This is a genomic window from Halobacillus locisalis, assembly GCF_013694105.1.
GTDB lineage: Bacteria > Bacillota > Bacilli > Bacillales > Halobacillaceae > Halobacillus > Halobacillus locisalis.
In genome coordinates this window covers 793,286-810,639 of the sequence record NZ_JACEFG010000001.1, presented here as the reverse complement: position 1 = coordinate 810,639, position 17,354 = coordinate 793,286, and the positions used below count along the sequence as shown (strand labels likewise).

19 protein-coding genes are annotated in these 17,354 nt (G+C 44.0%); all 19 read left to right on the top strand.

Annotation, left to right across the window (positions count from 1 at the left end):
- Positions 1-11 precede the first annotated feature (11 nt).
- The gene (locus H0266_RS04250; RefSeq protein ID WP_181471124.1) at positions 12-1,466 is read left to right on the top strand and encodes a flagellar hook-length control protein FliK; all 1,455 of its coding nucleotides are present in this window, start codon (positions 12-14) and stop codon (positions 1,464-1,466) included.
- A gap of 3 nt (positions 1,467-1,469) precedes the next feature.
- Positions 1,470-1,958, top strand: coding sequence for a flagellar hook assembly protein FlgD (gene flgD / locus H0266_RS04245; protein WP_181471123.1), 489 nt, complete (start codon positions 1,470-1,472; stop codon positions 1,956-1,958).
- A complete protein-coding gene (locus H0266_RS04240; RefSeq protein WP_181471122.1) occupies positions 1,951-2,325 on the top strand; it encodes a TIGR02530 family flagellar biosynthesis protein in 375 nt (124 codons plus the stop codon). The genes flgD and H0266_RS04240 overlap by 8 nt, the downstream gene beginning before the upstream one ends.
- Before the next feature lie 83 nt (positions 2,326-2,408).
- A complete protein-coding gene (flgG, locus tag H0266_RS04235; RefSeq protein ID WP_181471121.1) occupies positions 2,409-3,341 on the top strand; it encodes a flagellar basal body rod protein FlgG in 933 nt (310 codons plus the stop codon).
- A 45-nt stretch (positions 3,342-3,386) separates the two neighbouring features.
- The gene (locus tag H0266_RS04230) at positions 3,387-3,602 is read left to right on the top strand and encodes a flagellar FlbD family protein (protein ID WP_181471120.1); all 216 of its coding nucleotides are present in this window, start codon (positions 3,387-3,389) and stop codon (positions 3,600-3,602) included.
- Positions 3,603-4,022: a flagellar basal body-associated protein FliL gene (gene fliL / locus H0266_RS04225; protein ID WP_181471119.1), complete on the top strand. Its 420-nt coding sequence runs from the start codon at positions 3,603-3,605 to the stop codon at positions 4,020-4,022.
- A gap of 29 nt (positions 4,023-4,051) precedes the next feature.
- The gene (gene fliM, locus H0266_RS04220; RefSeq protein WP_181471118.1) at positions 4,052-5,053 is read left to right on the top strand and encodes a flagellar motor switch protein FliM; all 1,002 of its coding nucleotides are present in this window, start codon (positions 4,052-4,054) and stop codon (positions 5,051-5,053) included.
- Entirely contained in the window at positions 5,046-6,311 is a 1,266-nt protein-coding gene (fliY, locus tag H0266_RS04215) for a flagellar motor switch phosphatase FliY (RefSeq protein WP_181471117.1), read from the top strand. Before fliM ends, fliY begins: the two co-directional genes overlap by 8 nt.
- Positions 6,312-6,325: 14 nt before the next feature.
- Positions 6,326-6,688, top strand: a complete 363-nt coding sequence (locus tag H0266_RS04210; RefSeq protein WP_181471116.1) for a response regulator — start codon at positions 6,326-6,328, stop codon at positions 6,686-6,688.
- 12 nt (positions 6,689-6,700) lie between these two features.
- Positions 6,701-7,354, top strand: coding sequence for a flagellar biosynthetic protein FliO (locus H0266_RS04205; protein ID WP_181471115.1), 654 nt, complete (start codon positions 6,701-6,703; stop codon positions 7,352-7,354).
- On the top strand, positions 7,347-8,012 hold the full coding sequence (gene fliP / locus H0266_RS04200) for a flagellar type III secretion system pore protein FliP (protein WP_181471114.1): 666 nt from the start codon (positions 7,347-7,349) through the stop codon (positions 8,010-8,012). Before H0266_RS04205 ends, fliP begins: the two co-directional genes overlap by 8 nt.
- 17 nt (positions 8,013-8,029) lie before the next feature.
- Positions 8,030-8,299, top strand: coding sequence for a flagellar biosynthesis protein FliQ (gene fliQ / locus H0266_RS04195; RefSeq protein WP_181471113.1), 270 nt, complete (start codon positions 8,030-8,032; stop codon positions 8,297-8,299).
- A 3-nt stretch (positions 8,300-8,302) separates the two neighbouring features.
- Positions 8,303-9,079 (top strand): flagellar biosynthetic protein FliR, encoded by a 777-nt coding sequence (fliR, locus tag H0266_RS04190; RefSeq protein WP_181471112.1) that lies wholly within the window; start codon positions 8,303-8,305, stop codon positions 9,077-9,079.
- A gap of 4 nt (positions 9,080-9,083) precedes the next feature.
- Positions 9,084-10,169 (top strand): flagellar biosynthesis protein FlhB, encoded by a 1,086-nt coding sequence (gene flhB, locus H0266_RS04185; protein WP_181471111.1) that lies wholly within the window; start codon positions 9,084-9,086, stop codon positions 10,167-10,169.
- Positions 10,170-10,187: 18 nt separating this feature from the next.
- On the top strand, positions 10,188-12,221 hold the full coding sequence (gene flhA / locus H0266_RS04180) for a flagellar biosynthesis protein FlhA (protein ID WP_181471110.1): 2,034 nt from the start codon (positions 10,188-10,190) through the stop codon (positions 12,219-12,221).
- The gene (gene flhF / locus H0266_RS04175) at positions 12,218-13,309 is read left to right on the top strand and encodes a flagellar biosynthesis GTPase FlhF (RefSeq protein WP_181471109.1); all 1,092 of its coding nucleotides are present in this window, start codon (positions 12,218-12,220) and stop codon (positions 13,307-13,309) included. Before flhA ends, flhF begins: the two co-directional genes overlap by 4 nt.
- Positions 13,306-14,172: a MinD/ParA family protein gene (locus H0266_RS04170; protein ID WP_181471108.1), complete on the top strand. Its 867-nt coding sequence runs from the start codon at positions 13,306-13,308 to the stop codon at positions 14,170-14,172. Before flhF ends, H0266_RS04170 begins: the two co-directional genes overlap by 4 nt.
- Before the next feature lie 2 nt (positions 14,173-14,174).
- The gene (locus tag H0266_RS04165) at positions 14,175-15,227 is read left to right on the top strand and encodes a protein-glutamate methylesterase/protein-glutamine glutaminase (protein WP_181471107.1); all 1,053 of its coding nucleotides are present in this window, start codon (positions 14,175-14,177) and stop codon (positions 15,225-15,227) included.
- Positions 15,228-15,244: 17 nt separating this feature from the next.
- Positions 15,245-17,314, top strand: a complete 2,070-nt coding sequence (locus H0266_RS04160; protein WP_181471106.1) for a chemotaxis protein CheA — start codon at positions 15,245-15,247, stop codon at positions 17,312-17,314.
- Positions 17,315-17,354: the final 40 nt, after the last annotated feature.

The window sequence follows — 17,354 nt, the reverse complement described above, 5'->3', positions numbered from 1 at the left end:
GGGTGAAATTAATGAATGGTGTAATGGCTTTAATGGCAAATCCCACACAAGCAAAAACGCTTATAACGGCGGATAAAAAAGTGGAAGGCGGCTTTCAACAGCTTCTATCTACATTGCAAATGGGTGTTGAACAAAGTGAAGGCGAGCCGAAGATGTCACCAGAAAAAGTCAACCAACTGTTGAAGAAGATGGAGTCGATGTTGAAAGAAATGGGCATTGAGCTGAAGGACTTATTCTCAAAGCTCGAGGAAGGGATGTCTCTTGAAAACTTTTTCAGTGATATAGAGATGAAACTTATAAGTGACCAACCGCACCATAAACGAGAAGGACTGGAAGATATCCAAAAAATGATTCAGAACCTTGATAAAGTAGAGTTTTCACAGGGTTCAGAACAGGATCCAGAACAAAAAACAGCTCTGATCGAGTCGATGGAGCAAGTGCTAACCGAGCTTAAATCGGTGGTCTTTCCTGCTGAAGTAGAGCGTACACCTATAAAGCCAATAGAGGGTATATCTGTAGATGTCATGCAGTCAACTACAAGTGCAACAAAAAACGCAGAGGCTAATGTCCAACAACTTGAAAAACAACTACATACTTTATGGCAGAAGTTTCAGCAATTAACAAAGTCTGTTACAACTACTAGTACCACGATTGAACAAGCCCAAAACATAGATCCTAAAACAGCCGTAGCCATCAAACAGGTTCTTCAGGAAATGTCGAAGCTGATAAAAGCAAATCCACAGCAAGCTAAGGAAATGTTGGGCCAAACGTTGAAGCAGGGCGGGGAAAGCCAGCAGCTCTTTAAAGAGTTGTTCCAATCTTTTCAGAATAGACAGAACGTGCCAGCTTCTTATCATCAACAAACGCCAGTTAAAGGAAAAGACATCTCGAAGTGGGTGGCGCAATTTGCAGAAAAGCAACAAACTGAATCTACACAGCCGAAAATGAATGGAATGAACGGCCAGGCACAAGCGACCATTCCAATGACAAAAGTGGAACAATACGTCGTTCACCTCAACCAAAACCAGTCATCGCAAGGTAAACAACAGCAATTTATTCAAGAATTCGAGCGTGTACTTCAATCGAGCCGGCTCTTCTCAAACCGAGCAGGTGGCATGGAAATGCAGTTGAAGCTACGTCCTGCGAACATGGGCGACATGATGGTTCGTATGGTGCAAATGAATGGAGAAATGGCGGTGAAGATTCTCGTAAGCTCACAAGCGGCCAAAGAGATGCTGGATGGCAACATGAGTCAGCTTCGCCATATGTTCTCACCTCAACAGGTCATCGTAGAGAAACAGGAGCAATTGCAATCTCAACAAGCCTTCTTCCAGGATACTGAGTTTGGTGAAGAGGAGCAGGGAGAACGAGGGCACAAGCCAACGGATGATCACGACACACAAGATGATTCAAATGAGGAAGAAGAGCTTTCGTTCCACGACGTATTAATGAATGAGAAAGTGTAGGTGATGAGAGTGGTTAATCGTATTGATCCTTCTCTCTATTTGCAGAATCAGCAAACACGGGGGACGGGAAGTAATTCACTTGGAAAAGATGATTTCTTAAAAATTTTAATGGCTCAAATTAAGAACCAGAACCCTTTAGACCCGATGAAGGATAAAGAGTTCATATCACAGATGACACAGTTCTCAAGCTTGGAGCAAATGACGAATATGTCCCAATCCTTTCAGGCATTTACCGAATCTCAAAGTCTACCTCCGGTTATTCAGTATAGTCACTTGATCGGAAAGGAAGTCAGTTATCCGGTCTATGACCAAGAAACGGGTTTTGTTGATCGTATCGAAACAGGCATGGTTCAGTCGGTGAACCAAAAAGATGGACAGACGCACCTTGAATTAGGTAACGGAGGACTTGTTGGCGTGGGAGAAATCACCAAAGTCAGTGAAACCGACCAGTCCATAGAAGATGCGGAGAACGACGTAGAAACAAATGGCTAAGGTCAATCCGCACGTTCATCAACTGCACCAACCGTTACCAACGAAATCACCGACAAAGCATACAAAGACGAACGACATATCGTTTCGTGATGCGTTACAAGAAGCAACACAACTGAAGGTAAGCAAACATGCTAGCGAGCGTTTAAAAGAACGTAATATCTCTATTGATGATAAACAATGGAGCGACATTTCGGCTAAAATGACCGAAGCGAAACGTAAAGGCGTCACAGACTCTTTGGTCATTACAGATCAGGCTGCTCTCGTCGTCAGTACGAAGAACCATACGGTTGTAACGGCACTGGCAAAAGATGAAGCATCATCGAAGGTATTTACGAACATTAATGGCACGATTCTTATGGATTCATAGGGCTGGACCCAAAATGGGAAGCCTGCACAGCACGCGGACTGACAGAAGCGGCTGATTTTCATTCACATGAAAGGGATGGTTAAATGCTACGCTCAATGTACTCAGGAATCTCCGGAATGAAAGGTTTTCAGACTAAATTAGATACGATTGGTAACAACATCGCAAACGTTAACACATATGGCTACAAAAAGGGACGAGTGACGTTTCAGGATATGATGAGTCAAACGATGTCAGGTGCACAAGGCCCAACCGCAACACAAGATGGCGATGGTTTGAATGTTCGTGGTGGGTTAAACCCATCTCAAGTCGGTCTGGGCTCTCAAATCGGATCGATTGATACGATCCATACTCAAGGAAACAGACAGACGACCAATCGTCCGTTAGATCTAGCACTGGAAGGGGACGGCATGTTCGTCATGGCGGAATCCGGCGAGGAGCCGATTGACACGGTCGGAAAAGAAGTGGACCTTGAGACCGCCAACTTGAGTTTTTCAAGAGCCGGAAACTTTTATTTGGATAACGACGGGGCCATCGTCAATAACAATGGACAGTATTTAGTTGGCCAGTCATACCAAATTGAAGAAGAAGGACCGAACACACCTCTAGAAGCTGGAATCATCACCGTCCCGACAGATGCTCAGAGTTTCAGTATTCAAACAGATGGCACGGTAAACTATATCGACAATGCGGGGAATTCCAAGGTTGCTGGACAAATTCGCTTGGCCCAATTCTCCAACAGCAGTGGTCTTCAAAAGTTGGGATCAAATGAGTTCCAAAATACGAATAATGCCGGCATTTTTAATGACGGGGACGGTTTTAATACGATTGATGACTTATTGGTAGCGGGTCAAGACGGGACCGGTCAAATGGTATCAGGCGCTCTTGAAATGTCGAACGTCGACTTGGCGGAGTCATTCACCGAAATGATCACCGCTCAGCGTGGGTTCCAAGCGAACACAAGAATCATCACAACGTCAGATGAAATTCTTCAAGAGCTCGTCAACTTGAAACGATAAATAAAGGGGGCAGGGGGGGCTCTATTATGAGCCTTCCCTATCATTATGATCTCATTAACAAGATTGAATGGAGATACGTTCACGTTTAATGCTATTTACATAGAGCAGCTTCAATCCAACCCGGATACGACGATTACGACGACCCAGGGAAGGAAATTCGTCGTCAAAGAACCGGAAGAACTGGTGATTCGACGTATCAAGAAGTTTTATAAGGAAATTGGACTGTTCAGAATCGTTGATCGAGTAGAAGAGGATGGTTAGATGAATATGTTTAAAACGATGATCATTATTTTGAGTACCCTCACCGTCATTGGCGTAGTCGCATTGATTCTAGTATTCAATTTAAATGGTGACCCGAATGAAGCGAGTGGAGAAAGGTCGATTGATGAAATCCGCGAATCATCTCTTCTCACTGAGGAGATCACGACGGATTTAGAAGATGGCAACTTCATCCGAATCAAGTTCCGCATTGTGACAGATAGCAAAGATGCGTTAGAAGAACTGCAGAAAAGAGACTTTCAAATGCAGAACGTCCTAATTAAGGAGCTTGCTGTGATGGATGAAGAAGCTTTTAAATCTGGATTATCCAACTTAGAAGAAACCGTCAAGCTGAAACTGAACCAGCTCATGGAAGAGGGGAAAGTGACAGACGTTTACACGGTGAATAAAGTGCTTCAATAGCTAGATGAGTAAACGAAGGGGGTGAGGTTTTGGCAGATGAAGTTCTCTCGCAAAATGAGATAGACTCCCTCTTATCCGCCTTATCAACAGGAGAAATGAACGCTGAGGAGTTAAAGAACGAAGAAAAAGAGAAAAAGGTACGAGTATACGATTTCAAACGTGCCTTACGGTTCTCAAAAGATCAGATTCGTAGTTTATCGAGAATACATGAAAACTTCTCCCGATTATTGACCACGTATTTTTCTGCTCAACTACGGACGTATGTCAATATCGAAGTTGCGTCTGTCGACCAGCTTCCTTACGAAGAGTTCATTCGTTCCATTCCAACGATGACCATCTTGAACATCTTCAGTGTTCCTCCTTTAGAGGGGCGGATCTTAATGGAGTCTAATCCGAATATTGCTTATGCGATGTTGGACAGGGTGCTTGGAGGTAGAGGGAGCAGCGTCAATAAAGTGGACAACTTGACGGAGATCGAGACGACGATCATGTCTCATCTATTTGAACGCTCTTTAGAGAATTATCAAGAGGCGTGGGGGTCGATTGTCGATATCGATCCAATGCTAGAAGAGTTCGAGGTAAACCCGCAGTTTTTGCAAATGGTGTCACCGAACGAAACGGTAGTCGTCGTATCTTTGAATACGACAATTGGGGAAACGAGTGGAATGATCAATATTTGTATCCCGCATGTAGTCCTTGAGCCGATTATTCCGAAATTATCCGTCCACTACTGGATGCAGAAACAACAACCGAAGGAACGAAACACAGAAGAAGTGAATGCCCTCGCCAAAACGATACGTGGTGCAGAGGTGGATGTCCGTGCCTTATTAGGTGAATCAGACATGTCGATTGAGCAATTCTTAGGCTTGAAAAAGGAAGACGTGATTCGTCTCGATCAGCCAATCGACCAGCCGATGCGAATGAAAGTAGACGATGAAGAGAAGTTCTACATTCAACCAGGGAAGATGAAAAATCATCTCGCTGTTCAAATTATCGAGGAGCTAAGAGGGGAGGCCGAACAAGATGAATGATGATATGTTATCTCAGGACGAGATTGATGCGCTACTGAATGGTAGTGATGAAGAAGAGGAAACACACGAAGAACAACCAACTGCGAACCTTGATGACCAGCTATCGAACTTAGAAGAAGATGCGCTGGGAGAGATCGGGAATATTTCTTTCGGAAGCTCGGCAACGGCGCTTTCATCTTTACTTAACCAAAAGGTGGATATCACAACACCGCAAATATCTGTCGTTCAGCGTCAAAAGTTACCGAACGAATTCCCGAAGCCTCATGTAGCGATTGGGGTTACCTATACCGACGGCTTTTCCGGCGAGAATGTGCTTGTGATTGGTTCGACCGATGCGGCGATTATCGCTGATCTTATGCTTGGTGGTGATGGGACTTCGCCAGATGAGCATTTGAATGAAATCGCACTTAGCGCTGTTCAAGAGGCGATGAATCAAATGATGGGGTCTGCGGCCACAAGCATGTCTACTATCTTTAATAAAAAAGTAGATATTTCTCCACCTACTATTGATGTTTTAAATTTAGAAGAAGACCAAGGGACGGAACAAATTCCAGATGATGAGATCCTAGTGAAGGTGTCCTTCCAGTTGCGCGTGGGCGAGTTGATTGATTCCAACATTATGCAATTGATTCCAGTTGGTTTTGCTAAGGACCTAGTCGATCAATTATTGAATCCCGATCAGGCAGAGGAAACAACAAGTCAGTCTCAAGCGACAGAACAATCAAACCCTGCAGGGCAGCAGCAAACAACCGCACAGCCAGCGGCGCCACAACAACAGCAGCAGGCACCTGCTCAGACTGAGACTCAACAGCAACAAGTGCCACAGCAACACACACCATATCCGAATCAACAGCAGGCAGCACCAATGTACGAACAACCACCACAGCCCCAAGCCCCACAATTTGTAGGCGGGCCTCAAGGTAGAGGGGTGAACGATGCGGATATTCAATCTGCTCAGTTTCAGAACTTCGAGCAAGTACAACTGAGCAACAATGAGCACAGGAATTTAGATATGCTCATGGATATTCCATTAAAAGTGACAGTAGAACTTGGACGTACAAAGCGTACAATCAAAGAAATCCTAGAACTTTCCGCTGGCTCTGTCATTGAGCTAGACAAGCTGGCAGGAGAACCGGTTGACATTCATGTGAATGAGAAATTGATGGCTAAAGGAGAAGTTGTCGTCATTGATGAGAACTTCGGTGTACGAGTAACAGATATCTTAAGTCCTAAGGACCGATTGAGTAAATTACGATAGGGGAGGCAACACAAATGGCAGAACGTATTTTAATTGTAGACGACGCGGCATTTATGAGAATGATGGTAAAAGATATTTTGACGAAGAACGGGTATGAGATTGCAGGGGAAGCAGAAGACGGTAAGAAAGCGGTGGAACTGTATAAAGAGCAACAACCCGATCTTGTCACGATGGACATTACGATGCCTGAGATGGACGGGATCGCAGCATTGAAGGAAATCAAGTCAGAGAACCCAAATGCAAAAGTCATTATGTGTTCCGCTATGGGGCAGCAAGCGATGGTCGTAGATGCAATCCAGGCTGGAGCAAAAGACTTTATTGTGAAGCCATTCCAGGCAGACCGTGTTATCGAGGCTATTCAAAAAGCATTAAGTTAAAGAGGTTTTCCTATGATTCACACAACGAGAATGATCCTAGTATTCATGATTATGTTTTCTTTATTCCCTTTTGTCACCCATGCTTCTCCGACGGTGTTCGAATGCACAGAGAATCCGTCAATGGAAGGGTGTACAGACAACCCAGCAGGTGATTCGACAGAGTCGGAGTCTCCTGCTGGGGAGGGAACAACGGATGCTTCAGATTCTGAGCCATCAATAGCAGGGACGATAGTGAAACTAATCTTAGTGTTACTGCTTGTGCTGGGTATGATTTATGGTTTATTGAAATTCTTTAACCAAAAAAACAAGCTGTTCAGTCGAAACCGGACGATGGAAAACCTAGGTGGCATGAACTTGGCACCAAACAAATCCATTCAAGCGGTACGAGTCGGTGAACAAGTGTTTATCTTAGGGGTAGGCGACACCGTGCAGATGGTTACGGAAGTCACGGATGAAAAGACGAAGACGTCTCTCGTCAATCGAGAGGATAACCAGCAGAAACCATCGATGACCCCGGATTGGATGAGTAAGTTGAAGCGAACAAAAGCAGACACATCACAGTCATCGACCATTCAATTTCAGCAACTGTTTGAAAATCAGCTTAACGACATGAGAGAGAAATCTAAGGAAGCAAGGAAGAAGCAGGAGGATCGTCATCATGAATGAGTTTATTGACATATTTTCTAATTCTGATCCTGAAAGTGTCTCCACTTCTGTCCGCTTGCTTCTATTATTAACCGTCTTGTCGATTGCCCCAGGGATTTTGATCTTAATGACGAGTTTTGCACGCATCATCATTGTCTTGTCATTCGTGAGAACGTCACTCGCGACACAGTCGATGCCCCCAAACCAAGTGCTGATCGGTATTGCGTTGTTCCTCACGTTCTTTGTGATGGCACCAACGTTTCAAGAAGTCAATGAGCAAGCTTTGACGCCCTTATTTAATGAGGAAATTACCTTAGACGAAGCCTATGAAGAAGCGAGTATTCCGATGAAAGACTTTATGGGAAAACATACGCGGCAAAAAGATTTGGAGTTATTCATGAGCTATACGGAGATGGAACGTCCGGAAACGATTCAGGATGTCCCTTTGACCACGCTCGTCCCAGCCTTTGCTATCAGTGAATTAAAGACGGCGTTTCAGATGGGTTTCATGATTTTCGTTCCGTTCCTCGTCATTGATATGGCTGTCGCGAGTGTCTTAATGTCCATGGGAATGATGATGTTACCACCTGTCATGATTTCATTGCCGTTTAAGATTTTGTTATTCGTCCTTGTTGATGGATGGTATTTAATCTCTAAATCTTTATTAGAAGGGTTTTAGTGTAGGAGGTCACCGTAGTGAATAGTCAAATGGTCATCGAGTTTGCCAAAGAAGGTATTTATACTGTACTGATGGTTTCAGGCCCATTGTTGATTTTGGCTTTGGCTGTTGGGTTGCTTGTCAGTATCTTTCAAGCCACAACTCAGATACAGGAACAGACGTTAGCGTTCATTCCGAAGATTGTAGCCGTTATGATCGGAATGGTCTTTTTTGGTCCATGGATGTTATCAAATATGGTCCAGTTTGCGGCCAATGTCTTTAATAACTTAAACGTCCTGGTAGGATAATCGATGCTTGAGTCGATTAACTTCAACCAGTTACCAGGATTTTTACTTGTGTTTATAAGGGTTACGTCATTTTTTGTAACACTCCCTGTGTTTTCATATCGGAATGTTCCGACGAAACATAAAGTCGGTTTCAGCTTTTTTTTGGCACTAATTATGTATTTTACGATTCCTATGCCGGAAATTTCGGTCGACTCGAACTATCTGATGCTTTTATTTAAAGAAGCGGCGGTGGGGATTGCGGTTGGATTGCTCGCTTATATCATTCTCGGGGCGATTCAGATTGCTGGTGGATTTATTGATTTCCAGATGGGTTTCGCCATTGCGAACGTCATCGACCCTCAAACGGGTGCACAAAGTCCGTTGATTGGACAGTATTTGTACATGATTACGCTACTATTTATTTTGGCGGTAAATGGTCATCATTTAATGATTGACGGTGTGTTTTATAGTTATGAACTTATTCCGATTGATCATTTCCTTCCTCTACAGGATGAAGGATGGATTTACTTTATCATTGATTCCTTCAACCAGATGTTTATCATCGCTTTTTTGATGGCGATTCCGATTGTCGGATGCTTGTTCTTGGTCGATATTGCCCTTGGAATCATTGCCCGAACGGTACCGCAACTGAATGTTTTTGTTGTTGGTCTACCACTGAAGATCTTCGTCGGTTTGTCCGTTTTAGTGATTGCGATGGTCTTTTATGTCATGTTGATCAGAAATTTATTCGAAACCATGCTGACAACGATGCGTGGGTTCATGCAGATCCTTGGAGGCTGATGCTATGGAGTTTCTAAAATTAGATCTCCAGTATTTTGCTGCAGATGAAAAAACAGAAGAAGCGACACCTAAGAAAAGGGAAGATACGAGAAAAAAAGGACAAGTTCCGAAAAGTCAGGATGTCAATACTGGCTTCCTTCTCATATTAGTTTTCGGAGCCCTGTTTTTGCTTGGACCTTCCATGAAGTCAACCATGACAGGGATGTATGAACACGCGTTTCAGGAATACATGCTTTGGGATTTAACCGAAAATCAAGTCCACATGGTGTTTGTTGAAATGACGTGGGAAATCAGCAAAGTGATTGCGCCGATCTTCGGTATTGCCATTGTCGCTGGTGTAGCATCGAACCTGCTACAAGTGGGGATCATGTTTACTGGTGAGCCTTTAAAAATGGATTTGAAGAAGTTAGATCCTATTCAAGGGGCTAAGAAAATCTTCTCGGCAAGGGCCCTCGTCGAACTAGTCAAATCGTTATTAAAGATCTCCATGGTCGGTGTCATCACGTTCTCTATTATTTGGTGGAATAAAGACCATATGATGAATGCATCCCAGAAGTCGGTCGAGGCAGCCTTAGCGTTTTTTGGCAATACGACGATTATCATGGGGCTTGCATCAGCACTTGCACTCTTGGTTTTATCTGTGCTCGACTATACATATCAACGCTATGATCATGAGAAAAACATACGGATGTCGAAAAAGGACATTAAAGATGAACATAAGAATATCGAGGGTGACCCTCAAATCAAAGCAAAAATCAAAGAAAAGCAGCGGCAAATGTCATCAGCACGAATGATGAGTGAGGTACCGGAAGCGGATGTCGTCATCACGAACCCAACGCACTATGCGATTGCTGTTAAATACGACGAAGATCGTTCAGACGCACCAATTGTCGTTGCAAAAGGTGTCGATTTTGTCGCTCAGAAAATCAAGGAAATCGCGAAAGCAAACGATGTGATGCAGGTCGAAAATCGTCCTCTTGCACGTGCGCTTTATAGCGACAGTGAATTAGACCAACCAATCAATGAGGAGTTTTATAAGGCGGTTGCAGAAATTCTAGCTTACGTGTACCGCTTAGAGAAAAAAATGTAACAAAAAGGAGTGACCCCTATGTCAGCAAGAGATTTATCCGTAATTATCGGCGTTATTTTAATAATTGTCATGCTCGTCATCCCATTACCTGGGTGGCTCCTTAGTTTTTTTATCCTCATTAACATTACGTTAGCTCTTATTGTCATTTTAGTATCGATGAATATGGATGAGGCGCTCAAATTCGCCGTATTTCCGACACTCTTGCTTCTACTCACATTATTCCGCTTGGGTCTGAACGTTTCGACGACTCGGTCGATTCTATCAGAGGCGGAAGCAGGTGGCGTGATCGCGACGTTCGGTACCTTTGTTATCGGAGGAAACCCCCTCGTCGGTTTCGTCGTCTTCATTATTTTAGTGATCATACAGTTTCTTGTTATTACAAAAGGTGCCGAGCGGGTATCAGAGGTTGCTGCGCGTTTCACCTTGGACGCCATGCCAGGTAAGCAAATGAGTATCGATGCAGACTTGAACGCCGGCATGATCAATGAACAACAAGCTAAAGATCGTAGAAAGAAGATTGAGAACGAGGCCGATTTCTACGGGGCGATGGATGGTGCGAGTAAATTCGTTAAAGGAGACGCCATCGCAGGAATCATCATTGTTCTGATCAACATCATCTTCGGACTGATTATCGGGATGGTCCAAATGGAGATGTCCTTTGGGGAGGCGATTGATACCTATATGCGTTTAACCGTCGGAGACGGACTGGTCAGTCAAATTCCAGCGCTCTTGATCTCGACCGCTACAGGGATTGTGGTTACTCGAGTCGCTTCAGAAGGTAATTTAGGTACGGATGTAACGGCGCAATTGCTTCGTTATCCTAAACTTTTATACATTGCTGGTGCAACGATTTTCTTGCTTGGGTTAACGCCGATACCATTTTTCCTGACGACACTGATTGCAGCAGTTCTTGTGTTTGGTGGCTACTGGCTTACAAGACAAAGTGAGGAAGAAGTCGAAGAGGAGCCGGAAGAGCTTGATGAAGCAGAGGGTGACCAAATGAAATCACCAGAAAATGTGGTCAATCTCATTTCGATGGATCCAATTGAATTTGAGTTTGGGTATGCATTGATTCCAATAGCCGATACGAACCAGGGGGGCGACTTGCTCGACCGTATCGTCATGATTAGACGGCAGCTTGCCATCGAACTTGGTATCGTCATTCCGGTCGTCCGGATTCGAGACAATATCCAGCTCAGCCCAAATGAATACAGGTTGAAGGTGAAAGGCAATCAAGTCGCACGGGGTGAATTGCTCCTCGATCATTACTTGGCGATGAGTCCAGGTGATGATGACGACATTATTGATGGCATCGAAACGAAAGAACCGGCATTCGGATTACCAGCGAAATGGATTGCTGAAGATCAGAAGGATGAAGCTGAACTGTCCGGTTATACCGTTGTGGATCCACCTTCTGTTGTATCGACGCATATAACCGAAGTCATCAAGCAACATGCACATGCGTTGCTCGGTCGACAGGAAACCCAGCAATTGATCGACCATTTGAAAGAATCGTACCCGATCTTAGTTGATGAAGTAACGCCGGACCCACTTTCAATCGGAGACGTACAGAAGGTTCTTGCGAAATTATTACGAGAGAATGTATCGGTCAAAAACATGCCGGTTATTTTTGAAACACTCGCTGACTTCGGGAAGATGACCAATGATACAGAATTACTAGCTGAATACGCAAGACAATCGCTTGCCGCACAAATTACGAATCAATATATGAAGGAAGATCAAAGCGTGAAAGTGATTACTGTTGCAGGGAAAGTTGAAAAACTTATTGCTGAGCATATCCAGCAAACCGAACATGGTAGTTACCTCGCGCTAGATCCAGAAGCACAACAGACAATCATTAGTGCGGTAGCTGAACAAGTAGAACAAATGTCGTTACAAGAAGAAACTGCGATTTTACTTTGTTCTCCAGCCGTCCGTATGTACATGAAACAATTGTTAGATCGATTCTTACCTCAAGTCGTGGTTCTGTCCTACAATGAACTTGAGCCAACTGCAGAAGTCCAAAGTGTAGGGGTGGTGAATGTTGCATGAAGGTAAAGAAGTTCCAGGCAGCCTCTATGCCTGAAGTGATGAAAAAAGTAAAAAAAGAATTAGGTCCGAATGCCGTGATTTTGAATTCCAAAGTCGTTAAAGTCGGCGGTTTTATGGGCATGTTCAAGAAGACTCAAACGGAAGTGATTGCTGCAGTTGAACCGGTTCAAAGTCAACCGCAAGTGAAGAAAAACACGAAGCCTAAAAGTCAAGAGACGGTCCTACCGAAAGTTCATGATCAAGCAAACTCTGAAATCATGAAAGAATTACAGTCACTGAAAGCTATGGTCCGGAAACATGAGGAAGACCGTATACCAGAAGGTTACGGAGATCTATTTGAACAACTATTGGACCAGGAAGTAGATGAAGAGCTAGCGAAGCAGTGGTTAAACACTATAGCTGCAGCAGAAGGTGATCCCCACCCTTCAGGGGACCTCCTCGTTCGCCATGTTTATGAGCAACTGAAACATCTTCCTTTTGGTAAGAAGGAGTCACAAAAACGTTTTGTGCACCTTGTAGGCCCGACCGGCGTAGGGAAAACAACGACAGTGGCAAAATTGGCAGCTGATGCGACACTGAATAAGCAATGGAATGTCGCTCTTATTACAACCGACACGTACCGAATTGCTGCGATCGACCAATTAAAAACATACGCCGGTATTCTGGACCTTCCACTTGAAGTTGCCTACAACATGGAAGATTACGCCGCAGCTCGTGAAAAGTTTAAAGACTACGATCTCGTGCTTGTGGATACAGCTGGCCGTAACTTCAGAGATCCGTCTTATGTAGAAGAGTTGGATGAATTGATCGACTTCAGTCAAGACACCGACACGTACCTTGTTCTATCTCTTACAAGTAAGTACAAAGATATGAATGATATTTATGAACAATTTCAACATCTTCCGATCCAACAACTCATCTTCACGAAAATGGACGAAACATCAAGCTTTGGTAGCGCTCTGAATATGGTGATTCATCATGAGGTCGGCATTGCCTATTTAACAAATGGTCAAGATGTCCCGGATGATATTATCGAAGCGACACCTATGCGATTGTCCCGCCAAGTTGTGGGGGGGATTCGTTTATGAGTGATCAAGCCGAACGCTTGCGTAATCGTCTGAAACAAACGCACTCACAGACAAGGGCGAGGACGATCGCGATTGCCAGTGGCAAAGGGGGAGTCGGGAAGTCGAATTTCACCATCAATTTTGCATTGAAGTTAATAGAAAAGCAGAAGCGCGTCCTAATTATCGATATGGACATAGGAATGGGGAATATTGATATTCTATTAGGTGTTTCTCCAACCTATTCTTTTGTCGACCTTTTCAACCATGGCCGAACTATCCATGATATTATTGAATCAGGACCAAAGAACCTGTCTTATATTGCAGGGGGATCTGGTCTAACTAACATTTTTCAGTTGGATGAAGAGAAGTTTAAATACTTTCAATCTCAATTTGACAGCCTAATCGCATCTTATGATTTCATTTTGTTCGATATGGGGGCAGGAGCGACGAATGATAGTCTTCATTTTATAACGGCTGCGGATGAAGCCATTGTCGTTACCACTCCAGAACCTACATCCATTACCGATGCTTATGCGATGATTAAACACCTTGTCAGAAGAGAGAATACCCTACCTATTTCTGTGCTCGTCAATCGTTCTCTAAAGGAACAAAGAGATTCATCGTTCACGCGTTTACATATGGTTGTCGAGCGTTTTTTAGATAAACAAGTCACTCCATTAGGGGTAATTCCAGATGATCGTGCCGTTTTGAAATCGGTCAACCGTCAAGAACCCTTTGTATTGGCACATCCGACAAGTAAGGCGAGTAAATCGATGGAGATCGTCGTAAGAGATTATTTATCTCAGCAAGAAGGGATAGAAGGATTAGTTGAAGACTCATCCTTTCTATCAAAATTGAAACGATTCGTATTTGAGAGGTCATGACCATGGAAAAAATTAAGGTATTAATCGTTGATGATTCAGCATTTATGCGCAAAATCTTAACAGATATTTTAACAAGAGACCACCGGATAGAGGTCATTGGAACCGCAAGAAATGGTCAAGATGCTCTAAAGCGAGTGAAGGAATGGAAACCAGATGTCGTCACGATGGATGTCGAAATGCCACAAATGGACGGGCTTGAGGCGTTGCAAATGATCATGAATCAAACCCCAGTTCCAGTCGTCATGGTTTCCAGCCTGACCAAACAAGGAGCCGAAAGTACAATCAGAGCCATGACACTTGGAGCTGTCGACTTCATACAGAAGCCATCTGGGCCGATATCATTAGATATGGAGAAGGTTGAAGATCAGGTGGTAAAAAAGGTACTGGTTGCCAGTCGAGCGCGGATTTCAAAAAGCAAAGAAATAGCAAATGATCCTCCTGTCATAAAATTAGCAAAGCGGAAAGCGTCTTTGACCCAAACGCCTGTCGTTGCAATCGGGACATCGACTGGCGGGCCGCGGGCATTGGACCGTGTGGTCACAAACCTTCCAAAGACGCTCCGTGCACCTGTTGTCATTGTTCAACATATGCCGAAGGGCTTTACCCGGTCGTTAGCTGAGCGCTTGAATAAACAAGCAGCCGTTCTTGTTAAAGAAGCCGTACATGGGGAATTATTGCAAAATGGTTGCGTGTACATCGCCCCGGGTGGAGAGCATATGACGGTCGTGAGGCGAGAAGGTGAACTTTTCATTCAGCTGGACGAAACAGAGCCCATTTTCGGGCACCGTCCATCCGTGAACCGCTTGTTTTCTTCACTCGCACACGTAGACGATATTAGTGTTTTGTCCGTTGTGATGACCGGAATGGGGGCGGATGGGACGGAAGGTCTTGTCACGTTGAAAGAGAAAAAGCCCCATACATACACGATTGCGGAAGCAGAGGAATCATGTGTTGTGTTTGGAATGCCCAAAGCCGTTATCAAATCCGGACTCGCCGATGAAATTACACCAGTGTCTGAAATTAGTCAACGCCTTGTCCAAGTACTTGGAAATTAGAGGGGGAACAAATAAACATGGAAACCAATCCTTATTTAGAAGTCTTTATTGATGAAAGTAAAGAGCATTTACAAGCCATAAACGACCATTTATTGAAGCTGGAACAAAACCCTCGAGACTTAGCCATTGTCAACGAGATCTTCCGCTCTGCCCATACGCTGAAAGGTATGGCTGCAACGATGGGCTATCAAGACTTAGCGAGTTTGACGCACCAGATGGAGAATGTTCTAGATGGTGTACGAAATGAAAAGATTCTCGTAGATGGAAATATGCTAGACGTCGTTTTTGACTCGGTCGATGACCTTGAAGCCATGGTTGTCGATATTGCTGAGGGGGGTTCAGGTGAAAGGAATGTGGAAAAGGTCGTAGCCAAACTCCACTCCATTGAAACCGGTGAACCGATAAAACCGGAATCGAGCGTAGAGCAGGTACCGGAAAAAGAGATACATAGTGAGAAGTCTACGATGGAAGTAGATGAGTTTACCTTAACGGTTTTAGAACAATCGGCTGATCAGCAATTAAACAATTTCGAGGTTGTTGTGTCCTTGCGAGATGACTGCATGTTGAAAGCGGCACGCGTGTATATGGTGTTTGAAGTGCTTGAACAATTAGGAGAAGTGGTGAAGTCTGAACCTACGGTCGAACAATTAGAAAACGAAGAGTTCGAGACAAGCTTCACGGTTCTGTATATCACTCAGGCAGACAAAGAAGAAATTGAAGCGAAAATCAATAAAGTGTCAGAAATCGAAAGTGTAACCGCCAAACCGTTCTCTATTTCCCTTTATACAGAAACTCAGAAAGAAACGGTAACGCAGCATTCTGAAGTTCCAGAATCCACGCCAGAGCAAACTCAAGAATCTCCATCGGCTGTTGCAACAAAAGCTGAACCGAAAAAAGAGGAGTCTCAAAAGCAAGAGGAAGCTCAAACGAAGCAAGTGGGAAATAAAACGATTCGAATCAATATCGACCGCTTGGATGTATTGATGAACTTGTTCGAGGAGCTTGTCATTGATCGTGGGCGCTTGGAGCAGATCTCGAACGATTTGAATCATAATGAACTTCAAGAAACTGTAGAGCGGATGAGTCGTATTTCAGGTGACTTGCAAAGCATTATCCTAAACATGCGTATGGTCCCGATCGAACAAGTGTTCAATCGATTCCCACGTATGGTTCGTCAACTGTCGAGGGATTTAAATAAGAAGATCGACCTTCAAATTGTAGGTGCCGAAACAGAGCTAGATCGAACAGTCATTGATGAAATCGGTGACCCTCTTGTCCACCTTATTCGCAACGCGCTTGACCACGGCGTGGAGAGTCCAGAAGACCGCGTAGCTAAAGGGAAACCGGAGACTGGAAAATTAGAGCTGAAAGCCTACCACAGTGGGAACCACGTGTTTATTGAAATAAGTGACGATGGCGGTGGCATCAACCGTGATAAAGTGATTCAAAAAGCTGTAGGAAATGGCGTCGTGACGGAAGAACAAGCCATGAACATGAATGATAAACAAGTATTCGAATTGATCATGGCGAGTGGATTCTCGACCGCCGATACGATTTCAGACGTATCTGGTCGTGGGGTCGGGCTGGATGTAGTGAAAAATACTATTGAATCTTTAGGCGGTAACATCACCATTGATTCAGCCCTTGACCAAGGAAGCGTCTTTTCCATTCAACTACCTCTGACGTTGTCGATTATTTCCGTCATGTTAGTTGAAGTTCAAGAAGAGAAATACGCTGTTCCTCTCTCGTCGATCATTGAAACGGCGATTGTGAAGAAAGAGGACATCATGCACGCGCACAATAAAAAAGTGATTGATTTCAGAGGAAAAGTGGTTCCGCTTGTGTTCCTAAAAGATATCTTTGAAGTTCCAGAGACGATCGAAGGAGATGAGTATTACTCTCTTGTCATCGTTCGAAAAGGAGATAAGATGGCTGGACTAGTCGTTGATTCCTTCATAGGTCAACAAGAAGTTGTATTGAAATCTTTAGGGGACTATTTATCAGGTGTGTTTGCCATTTCGGGGGCTACGATTCTAGGTGATGGACAAGTAGCTTTAATTCTTGATAGCAATGCCCTGATTAAATAGTGCAACATGCGGAGTGAGGAGGCCATCTTGTTATTTTGAT